A 14,167-nucleotide genomic window follows, 5' to 3' on the forward strand; every position below is an offset into this window, starting at 1 on the left:
AAAATGTCGAGCATCAACATCGCCCTGGTCGGCGTCGGCAACTGCGCCAGCTCCCTGGTCCAGGGCCTTTCCCATTATCGCGACGGTGCCAATGACACCGTTGGTCTGATGCACTGGGACCTGGGCGGCTATCGGCCCAGCGATATCCAGGTCGTCGCGGCATGGGACGTTGACGCGCGCAAGGTCGGGCACGACGTCGCCGACGCGATCTTCGCCAAGCCCAATTGCACCGCGATTTTCTGCGAATCGATCGAGCCGACCGGCACCAAGGTGATGATGGGGCGCATCCTCGACGGCGTTGCCGATCACATGGAGGACTATGCCGACGACCGCACCTTCGTCGTCGCCAAGGAGCGTGAGGCGACCAAGGAAGACGTCGTCGCCGCGCTGCGTTCGGCCAAGGTCGACGTGCTGATGAACTACCTGCCCGTCGGGTCGCAGGAAGCCACGGAATTCTACGCCGAATGCGCGCTCGAAGCGGGTGTCGCCTTCGTCAACAACATCCCGGTGTTCATCGCCAGCAACCCGCAATGGGCGCAGCGCTTCGTCGATGCGGGCGTGCCGATCATCGGCGACGACATCAAGGCTCAGCTCGGCGCCACCATCGTCCACCGCGTGCTGACCGACCTGTTCGCCAAGCGCGGCGTCAAGCTTGAGCGGACCTATCAGCTCAACACCGGCGGCAACACCGACTTCCTCAACATGTCGAACCACCGCCGCCTCGCCTCCAAGAAGGTGTCGAAGACCGAGGCGGTTCAGTCGGTCGCGGCCGAGCGGCTCGAGGACGAGAATGTCCATATCGGCCCGTCCGACTATGTGCCGTGGCAGAACGACAACAAGGTCTGCTTCCTGCGCATGGAAGGCGCGATGTTCGGCGGCGTGCCGATGAACCTCGAACTGCGCCTGTCGGTCGAGGACAGCCCGAACTCGGCCGGCGTCGCGATCGACATGATCCGCTGCGCCAAGCTCGCCAAGGATCGCGGCATCGCCGGCCCGATCGATGCCGCCTCGGCCTATTTCTGCAAGCATCCGCGCACGCAGATGACCGACGACATCGCCCAGCTCGAAGTCGAGAAGTTCATCGCAGCTGCGTAAATGTTGAAGACGGTGCCGGCTCGTTTCCTCGCAAGGGGAGGCGGGCCTGCAGCGCAATGACGGAACGACAATGATCGAAACCGCGATCCTGCTCGCCGCGGGGGAGGGCAGCCGCCTTCGCCCCGCCGCGCCGTTCAAGCCGCTCTGTCCGGTCGCCGGCCGCCCGCTGATCCAGCACGCGCTGCAGGGGCTGGCGGCGGCGGGCCTGTCGCGCGCGATCGTCGTGCTCGGCTATGGCGCGGATGAGATCGAGGCCTATCTGCGCTCCAGCCATTGGCCGATCTTCGTTGAAATGGTGCGGGTCGAGGATTATCGCAAACCCAATGGCAGCTCGCTGCTCGCCGCCGAACCCCTGCTGAAGCGGGGGGAGGAAACGCTGCTGGCGATGTGCGACCATCTCGTCGATTCGACGCTCTACCGCCGGATGGCCCATGCAGGGGCGGGCTATGGTGCTCGGCTCGGCATCGACCGGCGCCTCGGCCATCCCTGGGTCGATCCCGAAGACGTCACCTGCGTCCAGACGCAGGGCGACGCGATCATGGCGATCGGCAAGGGGCTGGAGCCGCACGACTGCTATGACACCGGCGTGTTTGCGATCGGCCAGCCGCTGTTCGATGCGCTCCACATGCTCGACGCCCCCTCGCTGACCGAGGGGATGCGCATCCTCGCCGCACAAGGGCGCGCGCAGGTGGTGAACTGCAGCGACCTCGACTGGATCGATGTCGACGACGCCCCCGCGCTCGCCAAAGCGGAGGCGTGGCTGGCGAACCGCTGAGGGCGTTGAGTTGGGCCTTCAGTCCGTCATCCCCGCCTGCGCGGGGATGACGCAAGAGGTTGGATCGGATCAGCTTGATCTCGAGGGGGCGTCTGACCCCGTTTCAGCGCGGCTTGTGATCGGTCCCCGCGCCCGCGGTGATGAACACGCAGTTCGCATGCTCGCCGGGCGCGACATCGGCGGTGTGCCACACCCCCGGCGGATTGATCGCATAGTCGCCCGCTTCCAGCGTCACCCGCGTCTCGTCGCCGTCCGCGGCCTGCTGGATCAGCGTCACCCGTCCGTCGACGCATAGCACCACCTCCGCGCCGAGCGGATGCACCTCCCACATCCCCCAGCTCTCGCTGAAGTTGTACTGCATCACCACTCGCCCCTCGACGCCATCGCCTTCGTGGCGCGCGGCATAGGCCTCGTACCAGTCGTTGCCGGTGAAGGCGGGCTCAACGATCGCGGTGGCGCCAAGGCCAAGGTGGATGGGCTGGGTGTCGAGCCGGGGCATGATGGGTCCTTTCAGGCGGCTTCCAGCGTACGTTCGGCCGCCAGGAAGTCGGTCAGTCGGTCGGCATTGGGCTCGATCCCGTTCTTCTGCAGGATGATCCCGATATTGCCGCGATGATAGGTGCCGTGGGTGGCGACGTGCAACAGCATGTCGCCGCGCGACATCCGCCCCGGCGATCCGTTCGTGTAGAGGAAGTCGATCGTCTCGTCGCGCTGTGCCGGCGTCAGCCGGTCGGCATAGCCGACATACCAGTCGGCGGTCGCGGCGGCGTCGCGCGCCAGCGCCTGGAACGTCGGCAACTCGGCCGATCGCGGCGCGCCCTGCCTATGCGGGCGGCCCTCCAGATTGTCGCGAAAGATCGCGTCGACCGTTTGGATATGATCGAGCAACCGTCGAATCAGCATCAGGTCGCCCTCGCCGATCCGGTGCAGGTTGCCCGCCACGACGGCATTCAGATCGTTGGTCGCCCAACGCTTGTACCGGGTCAGCGTGTCATAGGGATAGGCCGGCATCGTCATCCTCCGGGGCTTGCGGATTGCGTGCTGAAAATTTGCGAGCTATTGCTCACATTGTCTACTCGCATTGCCAGGAACGCACCGTCATGCCCCGCGCCGTCGCGATGAATCCCCGCAAATCCGCGACGCAGGAGCGTTCCCGCGCGACGGTCGAGGCGCTGCTCGACGCGACCGCTCGCATTCTGGTGCGCGAGGGGTATGAACGCGCCAGCACCAACCGCATCGCCGCGGTGGCGGGGGTCAGCGTCGGCTCGCTCTACCAGTATTTCCCGAACAAGGAATCGATCGTCGCCGCGCTGCTCGCGCGCCACAATCGCGAGATTCTCGATCTGCTGCGCGATTCGATGGCGGCGGTCGCCGGACTCGATCTCGAAACCGCGCTGCGCAAGCTGGTCGGCGCGATGATCGATGCGCACAATGTCGATCCCGACCTGCACCGCATCTTCGACGAACAGATCCCGCGCATGGGCAAGCTCGCCGAAATCCGCGCGATCGACCGTGAGATTCTCGTCGTGGTCCGCGCCTATCTCGCCGCGCGGCGGGACGAGATCGTGGTCACGGATCTCGACGTCGCCGCCTTCATCTGCGTCACCACGGTCGAAACGCTGACGCACGAAGCGGTGATCCACGAACCCGGCGCGATCGATCCCGCGATCCTCGTCGATGAGGTGACCCGCCTGCTGGTCGGCTATCTGCGGCCGGCCCGTCCCGCACTGGCAACGGCGCACCCCTAGCGTAAATACGCTATTGCGAGTCAATTGCAGAATGCCTATCCGCGCCCCATCAACTGGGCGGGGAATCAATGAAAACGATCTTGCAGGCTTCGGCGGCACTGGCTGCGATCCTTCTCGGCATGGGAGCGGCGCGCGCCGATGAGGCCTCGCCGCAGGCCCGCGGTGGCGCGCCCGCCGCCGACGACGCGCAAGCCCAGTCCACGGATACGGTGACGATCACCGGCCATCTCGACGAAGCCCCGGTCGCGGCCAAGGCCGATATCCCGCCGCTCGAAAGCAGTCAGGCAATCTCGACCGTCTCCGCGGACCTGATCGCGGCGCAAGGCCTGCGCCGCGTCGGCGACGCGCTGTTCAACGTCGCGGGCGTCTCGCGCGGCAACAATTACGGCTTCTTCGACGGCTTCAACATCCGCGGCTTCAACGCCACCAACGCCACCTATCTCGACGGGCTGCTCGACGACACCGGTTATGGCACGTCGGAAATGAGCATTCTCGACCGGGTCGAGGTGGTGAAGGGCCCCGCCTCGGGCCTGTTCGGGCAGGGGCCGATCTCGGGCATCGTCAATCTCGTCAGCAAACGCCCACAGGCCGATGCCTTCCTCGATATCGGCGTGGCGGCCGGCAGCCACGCGTTCAAGGAAGTGACGCTCGACGCCAACGCCCCATTGAACGCCTCGGGCACGCTGCTCGCGCGCCTCGCCGCGGTCTATCGCGACCAGGATTTCTTCGTCGACTATTCGGGGCAGCGCCGCGTCCTGCTCGCGCCCGCGCTGACGTGGAAGCCGACGCCGGAGACCACGCTGACCCTGCTCGGCCGCTATCTCGACGACCATATCAACCCGTGGTCGCCGACCACCGCCTATGGCACCGCCCTGCCCAATCCCAACGGCCAGGTGCGCCGCTCGTTGTCGATCAACGACGGCGTCTACCCGGCGGTGCAGGACAATGATTACTGGAGCCTGGGCTATGTGTTCGATCACAAGTTCAGCGACGCGATCACCGTCCACCAGTCGCTGCGCTATCAGGACTTCCACAACAGCTGGGACAATTGGCTGTTCATCACCGGCATCTCGGCCGATCGCCGCCGCGTGACCCGAGCCTTTTACGGCCCCTACGACCAGCACGGCACCTATTTCCGCGTCGACACCAACGCCAGCGCGCGCTTCGACACCGGCCCGCTCGACCATTACCTCATGGTCGGGGTCGATTATGGCCGCCGCCAGGCCAGCGACACCAACCTCTACGACACCAGCCGCCCTTATGAGCTGGACCTGTTCAATCCCGTCTATGGCACCGTGCCGACGCATAACCCGGCGGTTCCGGCGACTAGCTATGCGGCCACGACCCGGCAGCGCGGCGTCTATGTCCAGGATCATATCAAGCTCGGCGACGCCATCGCGGTCACGCTCGGCGGCCGCTGGGATCTCGCGATCAGCCGCACCACCAGCAACGGGGTGCAGGGCATGGAGGTGCGCGACACCGCCTTCAGCCCGCGCGCCGGCGCCACGGTCAAGCTCGCGGACTGGATCTCGGCCTATGTGAACTACGCCAAGTCGTTCAACCCGCAGGGCAGCTACCGCTCGGCCGACGGTTCGCCGCTGCCGCCCGAGAACGGCGTCAACTATGAGGGCGGCCTTAAGCTCGCGCGCGCCGACGGCAGCCTGACGGGGATGCTGACGGTGTTCGAGCTGACCCGCACCAATGTCGCCACCGCCGATGCGGTGCTCCCCAACGTCTATGTCCTCACCGGGCAGCAGCGCACGCGCGGGCTTGAGGTCGAGGCGGCGTGGCGCCCCGCGCCGGGTGTCGAGTTGACGGGTGCCTACACGCATCTCAATGCTATCGTCACCGCCGACAATCGGCTGAAGATCGGCTCGCGGCTCGGCTCGATCCCGCGCGACATCGTCAACCTCTGGGGCCGCTACACCATCCAGAGCGGCCCGCTCGCGAATCTCGGGGCGGGGCTGGGGCTGCACCATGAAAGCAACCGCATGGCCAGCACCGCATCGGCGGTGCCGGGGGCGACCGCGCCCTTTCTGCTCGGCGCCTATACGTTGATCGACGCCGCGCTCTATTATCGCATCGGCGACTGGTCGCTTCAGGCCAATGTCCGCAACCTGTTCGACGAACGCTATTTCCCCACCGGCTCGCTCACCCGCACCACCCCCGGTGAACCCCGCAGCTTTACGGTCAGGCTAAGCCGGCGGTTCTGAGGCGAGAAGCCCATCCTCATAGTCCGTCCTCCCCGCGCAGGCGGGGATCCATTCTGGCTGACCGATCGGATCGAGCCTAGACTTCAGTGCCAATGGATCCGCGCCTGCGCGGGGGGACGAAAGGCTTGGAGCTCGACCGAACCGCCGCCCTAGGGCAACGCCTTGCGTCCCCACACATTCCCGGCGGGCGAATATCGGCACACCAGATAGTCGTCGCGCCGATTGCTTGCGATCGCGCATCCGACCCGCGTCGTGCCGTTCCACACGATCTGGGTGTAATGGCCGGTATCGCCGAACCTCCCTGTCCGGCTGACATTGGGCACCGGTCCGTTGACGAAGTCGCGCCGCTCGTCGATCCAGTGCTGCGCCATCTCGTCAAGCCGATAGGCGCCGCGCGTCCCGGTCCACAGATTCTCGCCCTGCGCCGCCGGCCCCTTTGGCTGTTTCGAATGTTCGAACACCTGGCGCCGCGACAATTCCTTCGCATAGGCCTCGGCATCCTTCGCCAGCGCCGGGTCCCAGCTCAGCGGCGGCATCCGCACATCGGCGCGCGCGCGGTTGTGCATCGCCAGCATCGTCTCGCGCAACCGGTCGTTGCCGCGCGGCGCATTCTCCTCGAACCGGCGCGGCTCCACCACGCGCTCGGGCGCGTCCTGCGGCGGTGCCGAACACCCCGCGAGCAACAGCAACGGCAGCAGCATCTTTCGCAAACCTCCGTTCGGGCGCATAGCGCGCCACAAATGAACGCTTCCCGACCGCAGCCGCCCTTGGCCCTCTACGTCCATTGGCCGTTCTGCGTTTCCAAATGCCCCTATTGCGATTTCAACAGCCATGTCCGCGAATTGGTGGACCAGGATGCGTGGCGCAAGGCGCTGCTAGCCGATCTCGCGCATGAAGCGGCGTTGCTGCCCGGCCGCCGGCTCGGCTCGATCTTCTTCGGCGGCGGCACCCCGTCGCTGATGCCGCCCGAAACCGTCGCGGCGGTGATCGACGCCGCAACCCGTGCCTGGGCACCGGTCGGCGATGTCGAGATCACGCTGGAGGCCAACCCGTCCTCGGTCGAGGCCGCGCGCTTCGCCGATCTCGCCGCCGCCGGGGTCAACCGCGTCTCGCTCGGACTTCAGGCGCTCGATGACGAAGCCCTGAAATTCCTCGGCCGCGCGCATGGCGTCGATGAGGGGCTGGCCGCGCTCGCCACCGCCCAGCGGCATTTCGGCCGGGTCAGCTTCGACCTCATCTATGCCCGCCCCGGCCAGAGCGTGGCCGCATGGGAAGCCGAACTCGCCCGCGCGCTGACCTTCGGCACCGAGCATCTCTCGCTCTACCAGCTGACGATCGAACCCGGCACACGCTTCGCTACGCTCGCCGCCAAGGGTCAGCTGACGATCCCGGACGAGGATGCCGCCGCCGACCTGTGGGACGTGACCCAGTCGCTCACCGCCGCTGCGGGGCTGCCGCGCTACGAGGTGTCGAACCACGCCCGGCCGGGAGCGGAGAGCCGCCACAATCTCGCTTACTGGCGCTACACCGATTATGCCGGGGTCGGTCCCGGCGCGCATGGCCGCCGCACCGGCCTCGCCACGCTGCGCCACAAGAAGCCCGAAAACTGGATCGCGGCGGTCGAACGCAACGGTTCGGGGCTGCAGGAGGAGACGCCGCTTTCCGACAAGGAGGTGGCGATGGAGCGACTCGTCATGGGGCTGCGCATGACTGCGGGGATCGACCTTTCGGACATTCCGCAGGGAATGCTCGACATGGCGAAAGTCACGAATCCCAACTTCGACCGCTACTTGTTCCGTTCCGGCAATCGCCTCGCCGTGACGGACGCCGGCATGCCGGTCCTCGAAGCCCTGCTTCGTGAGATCGTCCGGGGCTAGGCGGTCTGCTTCAACGCACTGCAAGGACAGGTGAATTCACCCGCCCTTGCAATGTTGGATTTCATTTGCTGGCATCAAAGAACCATCCCCGGGCACGGTTCTTTGATAGAATGGCAAAGTGGAACAACGGCGCGTTCCACGATCCGATTCTACTTTCCGCCGAACCCGCTCGGCGCGGGGGAGACGGTAACGGTGGTCCCGCCGCGAATCTCCTGCACCTCCAGCGCGCGTTCGGCGATGCCGTCGCGGCCGAAGCGGAAGGCGCCGTCGAGCCCGGCGAACCCGCCCGGATCGCCCAGCCGCGCGGTCGGGAACCGCTCGCCCGGCCGCCAGTCGCGGGCGATGCGCACGGTCAGCAGCACCGCGTCATAGCCTAGAGTCGACAGGCGGTACGGCGCCGCGCCGAACCGCGCGCGGTATTTGGTCGCATAGGTGCGGTAGTAAGTGTCTGAAACACTGGCAAACCACGCGCCGTTCAGCGCGGTAATCCCGCCGATCGCCGAATCGCTGTTCCACAGTTCGGTGCCGAGCACGCGCGCGCTTGGGCTGGCGCGGCGGATGCCGGGGACCGCGGCGACCGCGCCGGTGGCGCCGTCGGCGATCAGTACCGCCTGGAAGGGCGAGCGGGCGAGCTTGGCGATCGCCGCGTTCATCGCGGGCGCACCACGGCTATAGGTCTCCAGCGCGGTGACCTTGCCTCCGGCCCCTTCTACCGCGCGCAAAAATGCGGTGGAGGCGCGCTCGCCATACAGGCCCGTGGGCATCAGGCCCGCGAATTCGGTCACGCCGCCACGCCGGGCATGATCGACCACGCGCTCGATCGACTGGGCGGGGGAATAGCCCATCAGATAGGTGCCGTTGCCGGCGACGCTGGTGTCGTTGGAAAAGCTCAGCACAGGCACGCCCGCGCCGCGCGCGATCGGGGCTACAGCACGGGCATCCTCGGCAAGCAGCGGGCCCAGGATCAGCTTGTTGCCGTCGGCGATGGCGCGCTGCGCGGCGGCGGCGGCGCCGGTCGCGGTGTCGTAGCTGGTGATGCGGACATCCTCGGCCTTGAGGTCGAGGATGGCGAGCTGGGTCGCATTGGCCAGGCTGCGGCCAACGCCGGCATTGCCGCCCGACAGCGGCACCAGCAGCGCGACGCGATGCCGCGCGGTATCCTCCTCGGGCAGGCCGGGGCGGACCGGGCCGGGCGCGGGCCGGACGGGAGCGGGTTCGGGGCGAGTCGGGGCAGGGGGCGGACCCGACGGACGGACGCAGGCGGACACCGCCAAGGCCCCAATGATGACGAGTCCCCGGAGCAGCGAGGCGATGCCCCGTTGCGGTTTCACTACTGCCTCTGCCATGACGCTCCCCAATGACACTCGTTCTTGCCCCCGGCCTCTATATCGTCGCGACGCCGATCGGCAATCTCGGCGACCTTTCCCCGCGTGCGGCTGAAATACTCCTGAACGCCGATATTGTTGCAGTCGAAGACTCGCGTGTGACGGCGGGGCTGTTCCGCCACTTGGGCGCGAAGCGGCCGATGACCCCCTATCACGACCATAATGCCGAAGCGGTCCGACCCGGCCTGGTCGCGCGAATGGCGTCCGAAGCGGTCGCGTTGGTCTCCGACGCCGGCACGCCGTTGATCTCCGATCCCGGCTTCAAGCTGGTCCGCGATGCCCGCGCCGCCGGTCACGCGGTCACCACCATACCCGGCCCCTGCGCCGGAATCGCTGCGCTTACCCTGGCGGGGCTGCCCACCGACCGCTTCCTGTTCATGGGCTTCCTGCCCAGCAAACAACAGGCCCGCGCCGAGACGATCGCCGAGGTCGCGGCGATCCGCGCCACCCTGGTCTTCTACGAATCCGGCCCGCGCCTCTCGGCGGCGCTGTCGGCGCTCGCCGAAGGGCTGGGCGACCGCGAGGCGGCGGTGGCGCGGGAAATCACCAAGAAGTTCGAGGAATGCGTCACAGGCAGCCTCACGGAACTCGCGGCCCGCTACGCCGAAGCCCCGCCCAAGGGCGAGATCGTCATCGTTATCGCTCCGCCCGGCGAAGCCCCGCCCGCCAGTGCCGAGGATGCCGATGCCGCGCTGGCCGAGGCGCTGACCAGGCTCCCGGTCTCCAAGGCCGCTGGCGAGGTCGCCAAGCGCTTCGGCCTCGACCGCAAGGCACTCTATGCGCGAGCCATGGAACTCAAGGGATGAGAGATCGCCGCGCCGCCGAACGATCGGGGCGCGAGGGTGAGACGCGCGCGGCCTGGTATCTGCGGCTGCGCGGCTGGCGCATCCTCGACCGGCGCGTGCGCACGCCGGCGGGTGAGGTCGATCTGGTCGCGAAGCGCGGCAAGCTGATCGCCTTCGTCGAGGTCAAGGCGCGGAAGTCGGAGGCCGAGCTCGACTTCGCGATCGACGAACGCCGCCTCGCGCGGGTCGCGGCGGCGGCCGAATATCTGATGCCGCGCTACGCCACGAACGGTGAGGATATCCGCGTCGACGTCCTCCTGCTCGCCCCCGGTGTGCGCCCGCGCTACATCGAGAATGCCTGGATCGGGTGACAATCGGCCTGTGCATCCCTACCTGCTCGCGAAAGATATGGAGGAACGCTTGGCTCTCACTGTCGCCGTCCAGATGGACCCGCTCGATGCAATCAATATCGCGGGCGATTCGACCTTCGCGCTGATGCTCTCGGCGCAGGCGCGCGGACACCGGCTGTTCCACTATTCGCCCGAGGCGCTGAATTATGCCGATGGCCGCGTCTGGACCACCGCGCATCCGGTGAGCGTGCAGCCCGTCGCGGGCAATCACTTCAGCTTTGGCGATCCGGTGAAGCTCGACCTTGGCGAGGAAGCCGATGTCGTGTTGATGCGTCAGGATCCGCCCTTCGATCTCGGCTATATCACCGCGACCCACCTGCTCGAGCGGATCGCCGACAGGACGCTCGTGGTCAACGATCCCGCCGCCGTGCGCAACGCACCCGAAAAGGTCTGGGTGCTCGACTTCGCCCGCTTCATGCCGCCGACCTTGGTGACCCGCAGCCTCGACGAGGCGAAGGCGTTCCTCGCGAAGCACGGCGCGATCGTGGTCAAGCCGCTGCACGGCAATGGCGGCAAGGCGATCTTCAAGATCGATTCGGACGGCGCCAACCTTTCCTCGCTGATCGAGGTGTTCAACACCGCCTATCGCGAACCGCACATGATCCAGGCGTTCCTTCCCGATGTGGCGAAGGGCGACAAGCGCATCGTGCTGGTCGACGGAGAGGTCGCGGGCGCGGTCAACCGCGTACCGGGCGAGGGGGAGATCCGCTCCAACCTCGCGGTCGGCGGCACTGCTGCCAAGACCGAACTGACGGCGAAGGAGCGGGAAATCTGCGCCGCGCTCGGGCCGGAACTCAAGAAGCGCGGGCTGATCTTCGTCGGCATCGACGTGATCGGCGGTGAGTGGCTGACCGAGATCAACGTGACCTCGCCCACTGGGATCGTCGCGATCGACAAGTTCAACGGCACCGATACCGCCGGCATGATCTGGGATGCGATCGAAGCGCGGGTGGCCGCGCGCTAGGCGTGGCCTGCCGGCTTGCCTAGGGCGAAGGCGATGTCGCGCGCGTACGCCTCGATCACGGGAAGAACCTCGGACAGCTTAACCCCCGACCGTGCCGGGTCGATCGCACACAGCGTTCCAAAGAAGCTGCCGTCCTCCAGCACGATCGGAACCGAGATATAGCTTTTGAAGCCGTAGAGCGCGGGAACGTGATGCCGGCGCCAATGCGGGTCAGCGGCGACCTCGTCGATGAACACGGCCTGCCCGCTGCCGCGGATTTCGTCGCAGATCGTGGTCTTGATATCGAGTTCATCGCCCGGATCGAGCCCGAATTCGATCTTGTCGAGAACCTGACAGGCGATCCAGCGTTCACTCGTCACATGCGCGACCGCAGCGAACCCCATGCCGGTGATCAGGCACACTTGCTCAAGCATCGCATCCACCGCGGGGATGCGAAGAACCGCGTCGACTTCGGGCGGGTATCTGGTCATTCCCCGCTGGCGTATCGCACCGCGCGCCCTATGGCGAGCCGGCAATGACCGAGTTCATCCTCAACCTGATCGCCTGGGGCGGTTACATCGGGATCTTCATCCTGATGACGATCGAGAATGTGTTCCCGCCGATTCCGTCGGAGGTGATCATGGGGTTCGGCGGCATGGCGGTGGCGCGTGGCGACATGACCATGGTGCCGCTGCTGATCTGGGGCACGCTCGGCACCACCTTCGGCAACATGTTCTGGTACGGCGTCGGCCGCTGGATCGGGGTCGATCGGCTGAAGCCCTTCGTCGACCGCAATGGTCGCTGGCTGACCCTGCGCTGGGAGGATGTCGAGGGGTTGAACCGATTCTTCCACAGGCACGGCCTGTGGGTGGTGTTCGTGTTCCGCTTCCTGCCCAATTTCCGCACGATGATCTCGCTGCCCGCGGGCATGGCGAAGATGGGGCTACCGCGCTTCCTGCTCGCGACTTTCGCCGGCAGCGCGATCTGGAACGCGGTGCTGGCCTATGCGGGACTGTTGCTGGGATCGCGGTTCACACAGCTCCAGGACTATGTCGGCCCGGTCGCGATCGGCAGCTCGGTGGTCGTGCTGGTCTATTATCTCTGGCGCGTCGTCACCTGGAAGGAGCGGCCCTAGCCCTTGAAGCTGTCCTTGGCGGCACGCCGTTCGGCGAGCTGCCCGGCGCTTTCCGCGCGCATGAAGGGATTTGTGGCGCGTTCGAGCGCGATGGTGGTGGGAACGGTCGGCAGTCCCTGCGCCCGCATCGCATCCACCTGTGTCATCCGCTCCGCAAGTGCATGATTGTCCGGCTCGACAACCAGTGCATAGCGCCCGTTCGACTGGGTATATTCGTGCGCGCAATAGACGGTGGTTTCGCCCGGCAGCGCCGCGAGCCGCTGCATGTTCGCGAACATCTGCTCCGCCGTCCCCTCGAACAGCCGCCCGCAACCCATCGCGAACAGCGTGTCGCCGACAAAGACGATGGCGTCCTCGGGCAGATAATAGGCGATATGCCCGGCGGTGTGGGCCGGTACCTCAAGCACGCTCGCGACATGATCGCCCAGCGTCACCACATCGCCCTCCGCGACCAGCCGGTCGGCGGTGGGGATCCTGGCCGCTTCGGCGGCGGGGGCGATCACGGTACAGCCGGTCGCTTCCTTGATCGCCGCATTGCCGCCGGTGTGGTCGGGGTGCCAATGCGTGTTCCAGATCGCATCGATCGTCCAACCGCGAGCCTCGGCGGCGGCCAGCACCGGCTCGGCCTGCGCCGGATCGACGGCGATCGTCTGGCCCGAGGCATCGTCATGCGCGAGCCAGATGTAATTGTCGCTGAGCGTGGGGATTCGGAGGACTTCGATCATGGCGTCTCTCCTAGCAGTTCGAACGTCTCGCGCGCCAATCGTTCCGTGAGCGCCTGCGCGCCTTCCGGCGGCTGGCCAAGCAGCGGGCGACCGAGCGATGCCGCCTGTCCGGCCCACATCGGTGAATAGTCGCCACGCCCGTCCGCCTCAGCCACGCGCCGCAGCTCAGCCAAGGCGGCCGAGGCATAGGGAAAGCGGGGCGCGGATGGATGCACCGGCCCGATCGCGCCGATCAGCCTGTTGCGCACCCCGCGCGCAAGGCCACCGGAGAACAGGTTGGTGACGACGGTTTCCTTACCCAGCGCCGCGCGGTGCGCTTCGGAGATCGTTGCTTCGGCGGTATGCAGATAGGCGGTGCCAAGCTGAACCGCCGCGGCCCCCAGCATCAGTGCAGCGGCGATGCCCTCGGCGTCGCCGATTCCGCCAGCGGCGATTACCGGTTCCAGCGTAAGATTGGTCTCGACGAACACGGTGCGAATCAGCGCCATCGTTCCTTCGGGTCGATAGCCGTTGAGGAAATGGCCGGCATGCCCGCCCGCTTCGAAGCCCTGCGCGACGATCATGTCGACGCGTCCGGCAAGCCAGAAAGCTTCCTCAACGGTGGTTGCATTGCCGATAATCACGGCGCCGGTCCGTTGGATCCGTTCCAGCAACGATTGCTCCGGCAGGCCGAAATGGAAGCTGACAAGTTCGGGCCGGACCTCTTCGACGACGCCACACATCGCATCGTCGAACGGCGCGCGCAGTGGCGGCGGTGTTTCCGGCGGCGCGACCCCCTCCTTTTGGTAAAAGGGGGTCAGCACCTCACGCCATGCCGTCTCATCCGGCGCTTCGCCCAGCGTATGGCAGAAGAAATTGAGGTTGAGCGGCCCTTCGGCCTGTGCCCGCACCTCGGCCACCTGCGCCCGGACCTGATCCGCCGTCAGCATCGCGCACGGCAGCGATCCCACCGCGCCGCCGCGGATCGCCGCAGCCGCCAAGGCCACGCCACCAGCACCGGCCATCGGTGCCTGGACGATCGGCACCCGCGCGCCGGTCAGCCGGAGGAACTCCTGGACGGGCCAGCCCGCCATGAC

The 14,167-nt window shown here is 66.8% G+C and carries 16 protein-coding genes; 9 read left to right on the forward strand and 7 right to left on the reverse strand.

Features of this window, described 5'->3' with window-relative positions; genetic code table 11:
* Positions 1-3 precede the first annotated feature (3 nt).
* Together AC07M1_RS03305 and AC07M1_RS03310 are read left to right on the forward strand one after the other, a co-directional pair.
* Positions 4-1,095: an inositol-3-phosphate synthase gene (locus tag AC07M1_RS03305; RefSeq protein WP_495161139.1), complete on the forward strand. Its 1,092-nt coding sequence runs from the start codon at positions 4-6 to the stop codon at positions 1,093-1,095.
* A 70-nt stretch (positions 1,096-1,165) separates the two neighbouring features.
* The gene (locus AC07M1_RS03310; RefSeq protein WP_495161140.1) at positions 1,166-1,870 is read left to right on the forward strand and encodes a phosphocholine cytidylyltransferase family protein; all 705 of its coding nucleotides are present in this window, start codon (positions 1,166-1,168) and stop codon (positions 1,868-1,870) included.
* 103 nt (positions 1,871-1,973) lie between these two features.
* On the opposite strand, the gene AC07M1_RS03315 is transcribed toward AC07M1_RS03310, so the two are convergent.
* A complete protein-coding gene (locus AC07M1_RS03315; RefSeq protein WP_495161141.1) occupies positions 1,974-2,369 on the reverse strand; it encodes a cupin domain-containing protein in 396 nt (131 codons plus the stop codon).
* 11 nt (positions 2,370-2,380) lie between these two features.
* On the reverse strand, positions 2,381-2,887 hold the full coding sequence (locus AC07M1_RS03320; RefSeq protein ID WP_495161142.1) for a DinB family protein: 507 nt from the start codon (positions 2,885-2,887) through the stop codon (positions 2,381-2,383).
* A gap of 83 nt (positions 2,888-2,970) precedes the next feature.
* Between AC07M1_RS03320 and AC07M1_RS03325 the strand changes: the two genes are divergently transcribed.
* Complete coding sequence (locus tag AC07M1_RS03325; RefSeq protein WP_495161143.1) at positions 2,971-3,618, forward strand: TetR/AcrR family transcriptional regulator; 648 nt, start codon at positions 2,971-2,973, stop codon at positions 3,616-3,618.
* 68 nt (positions 3,619-3,686) lie between these two features.
* Positions 3,687-5,831 (forward strand): TonB-dependent siderophore receptor, encoded by a 2,145-nt coding sequence (locus AC07M1_RS03330; RefSeq protein WP_495161144.1) that lies wholly within the window; start codon positions 3,687-3,689, stop codon positions 5,829-5,831.
* Between the two features lie 149 nt (positions 5,832-5,980).
* On the opposite strand, the gene AC07M1_RS03335 is transcribed toward AC07M1_RS03330, so the two are convergent.
* Entirely contained in the window at positions 5,981-6,532 is a 552-nt protein-coding gene (locus tag AC07M1_RS03335; protein WP_495161145.1) for a CAP family protein, read from the reverse strand.
* Between the two features lie 39 nt (positions 6,533-6,571).
* On the opposite strand from AC07M1_RS03335, the gene hemW reads away from it, so the two are divergent.
* Positions 6,572-7,708, forward strand: a complete 1,137-nt coding sequence (hemW, locus tag AC07M1_RS03340; protein WP_495161146.1) for a radical SAM family heme chaperone HemW — start codon at positions 6,572-6,574, stop codon at positions 7,706-7,708.
* Between the two features lie 149 nt (positions 7,709-7,857).
* Here hemW and AC07M1_RS03345 read toward each other — a convergent pair whose 3' ends face one another.
* The gene (locus tag AC07M1_RS03345) at positions 7,858-9,054 is read right to left on the reverse strand and encodes a penicillin-binding protein activator (RefSeq protein WP_495161147.1); all 1,197 of its coding nucleotides are present in this window, start codon (positions 9,052-9,054) and stop codon (positions 7,858-7,860) included.
* Between the two features lie 11 nt (positions 9,055-9,065).
* On the opposite strand from AC07M1_RS03345, the gene rsmI reads away from it, so the two are divergent.
* The 3 genes from rsmI to gshB are packed head-to-tail and all read left to right on the forward strand — an operon-like array spanning position 9,066 to position 11,252.
* Positions 9,066-9,899: a 16S rRNA (cytidine(1402)-2'-O)-methyltransferase gene (gene rsmI, locus AC07M1_RS03350; protein ID WP_495161148.1), complete on the forward strand. Its 834-nt coding sequence runs from the start codon at positions 9,066-9,068 to the stop codon at positions 9,897-9,899.
* On the forward strand, positions 9,896-10,249 hold the full coding sequence (locus AC07M1_RS03355; protein WP_495161149.1) for a YraN family protein: 354 nt from the start codon (positions 9,896-9,898) through the stop codon (positions 10,247-10,249). The genes rsmI and AC07M1_RS03355 overlap by 4 nt, the downstream gene beginning before the upstream one ends.
* A gap of 49 nt (positions 10,250-10,298) precedes the next feature.
* On the forward strand, positions 10,299-11,252 hold the full coding sequence (gene gshB / locus AC07M1_RS03360) for a glutathione synthase (RefSeq protein ID WP_495161150.1): 954 nt from the start codon (positions 10,299-10,301) through the stop codon (positions 11,250-11,252).
* On the opposite strand, the gene AC07M1_RS03365 is transcribed toward gshB, so the two are convergent.
* Positions 11,249-11,722: a GAF domain-containing protein gene (locus AC07M1_RS03365; RefSeq protein ID WP_495161151.1), complete on the reverse strand. Its 474-nt coding sequence runs from the start codon at positions 11,720-11,722 to the stop codon at positions 11,249-11,251. The two genes, gshB and AC07M1_RS03365, sit on opposite strands and share 4 nt — an antisense overlap.
* Before the next feature lie 44 nt (positions 11,723-11,766).
* Between AC07M1_RS03365 and AC07M1_RS03370 the strand changes: the two genes are divergently transcribed.
* On the forward strand, positions 11,767-12,366 hold the full coding sequence (locus tag AC07M1_RS03370; protein ID WP_495161152.1) for a DedA family protein: 600 nt from the start codon (positions 11,767-11,769) through the stop codon (positions 12,364-12,366).
* Here AC07M1_RS03370 and gloB read toward each other — a convergent pair.
* Together gloB and AC07M1_RS03380 are read right to left on the reverse strand one after the other, a co-directional pair.
* On the reverse strand, positions 12,363-13,091 hold the full coding sequence (gloB, locus tag AC07M1_RS03375; protein WP_495161153.1) for a hydroxyacylglutathione hydrolase: 729 nt from the start codon (positions 13,089-13,091) through the stop codon (positions 12,363-12,365). The two genes, AC07M1_RS03370 and gloB, sit on opposite strands and share 4 nt — an antisense overlap.
* Positions 13,088-14,164 carry an NAD(P)H-dependent flavin oxidoreductase gene (locus AC07M1_RS03380; RefSeq protein WP_495161154.1) on the reverse strand — a complete coding sequence of 359 codons (1,077 nt, stop codon included), beginning with the start codon at positions 14,162-14,164 and terminating at the stop codon, positions 13,088-13,090. Before AC07M1_RS03380 ends, gloB begins: the two co-directional genes overlap by 4 nt.
* Positions 14,165-14,167 lie beyond the last annotated feature (3 nt).

Source organism: Sphingomonas sp. GW821-FHT10C01, from assembly GCF_059415525.1.

Excerpts from the sequence above, each read along its gene's own strand:
- AC07M1_RS03315 (WP_495161141.1), bottom strand. The coding sequence starts at position 2,369 with ATGCCCCGGCTCGACACCCAGCCCATCCACCTTGGCCTTGGCGCCACC.
- rsmI (WP_495161148.1), top strand. The coding sequence starts at position 9,066 with ATGACACTCGTTCTTGCCCCCGGCCTCTATATCGTCGCGACGCCGATC.
- AC07M1_RS03310 (WP_495161140.1), top strand. The coding sequence starts at position 1,166 with ATGATCGAAACCGCGATCCTGCTCGCCGCGGGGGAGGGCAGCCGCCTT.
- AC07M1_RS03355 (WP_495161149.1), top strand. The coding sequence starts at position 9,896 with ATGAGAGATCGCCGCGCCGCCGAACGATCGGGGCGCGAGGGTGAGACG.
- AC07M1_RS03345 (WP_495161147.1), bottom strand. The coding sequence starts at position 9,054 with ATGGCAGAGGCAGTAGTGAAACCGCAACGGGGCATCGCCTCGCTGCTC.
- AC07M1_RS03305 (WP_495161139.1), top strand. The coding sequence starts at position 4 with ATGTCGAGCATCAACATCGCCCTGGTCGGCGTCGGCAACTGCGCCAGC.
- AC07M1_RS03320 (WP_495161142.1), bottom strand. The coding sequence starts at position 2,887 with ATGACGATGCCGGCCTATCCCTATGACACGCTGACCCGGTACAAGCGT.
- AC07M1_RS03370 (WP_495161152.1), top strand. The coding sequence starts at position 11,767 with ATGACCGAGTTCATCCTCAACCTGATCGCCTGGGGCGGTTACATCGGG.
- hemW (WP_495161146.1), top strand. The coding sequence starts at position 6,572 with ATGAACGCTTCCCGACCGCAGCCGCCCTTGGCCCTCTACGTCCATTGG.
- gloB (WP_495161153.1), bottom strand. The coding sequence starts at position 13,091 with ATGATCGAAGTCCTCCGAATCCCCACGCTCAGCGACAATTACATCTGG.
- AC07M1_RS03330 (WP_495161144.1), top strand. The coding sequence starts at position 3,687 with ATGAAAACGATCTTGCAGGCTTCGGCGGCACTGGCTGCGATCCTTCTC.
- AC07M1_RS03365 (WP_495161151.1), bottom strand. The coding sequence starts at position 11,722 with ATGACCAGATACCCGCCCGAAGTCGACGCGGTTCTTCGCATCCCCGCG.
- AC07M1_RS03380 (WP_495161154.1), bottom strand. The coding sequence starts at position 14,164 with ATGGCGGGCTGGCCCGTCCAGGAGTTCCTCCGGCTGACCGGCGCGCGG.
- AC07M1_RS03335 (WP_495161145.1), bottom strand. The coding sequence starts at position 6,532 with ATGCTGCTGCCGTTGCTGTTGCTCGCGGGGTGTTCGGCACCGCCGCAG.
- AC07M1_RS03325 (WP_495161143.1), top strand. The coding sequence starts at position 2,971 with ATGCCCCGCGCCGTCGCGATGAATCCCCGCAAATCCGCGACGCAGGAG.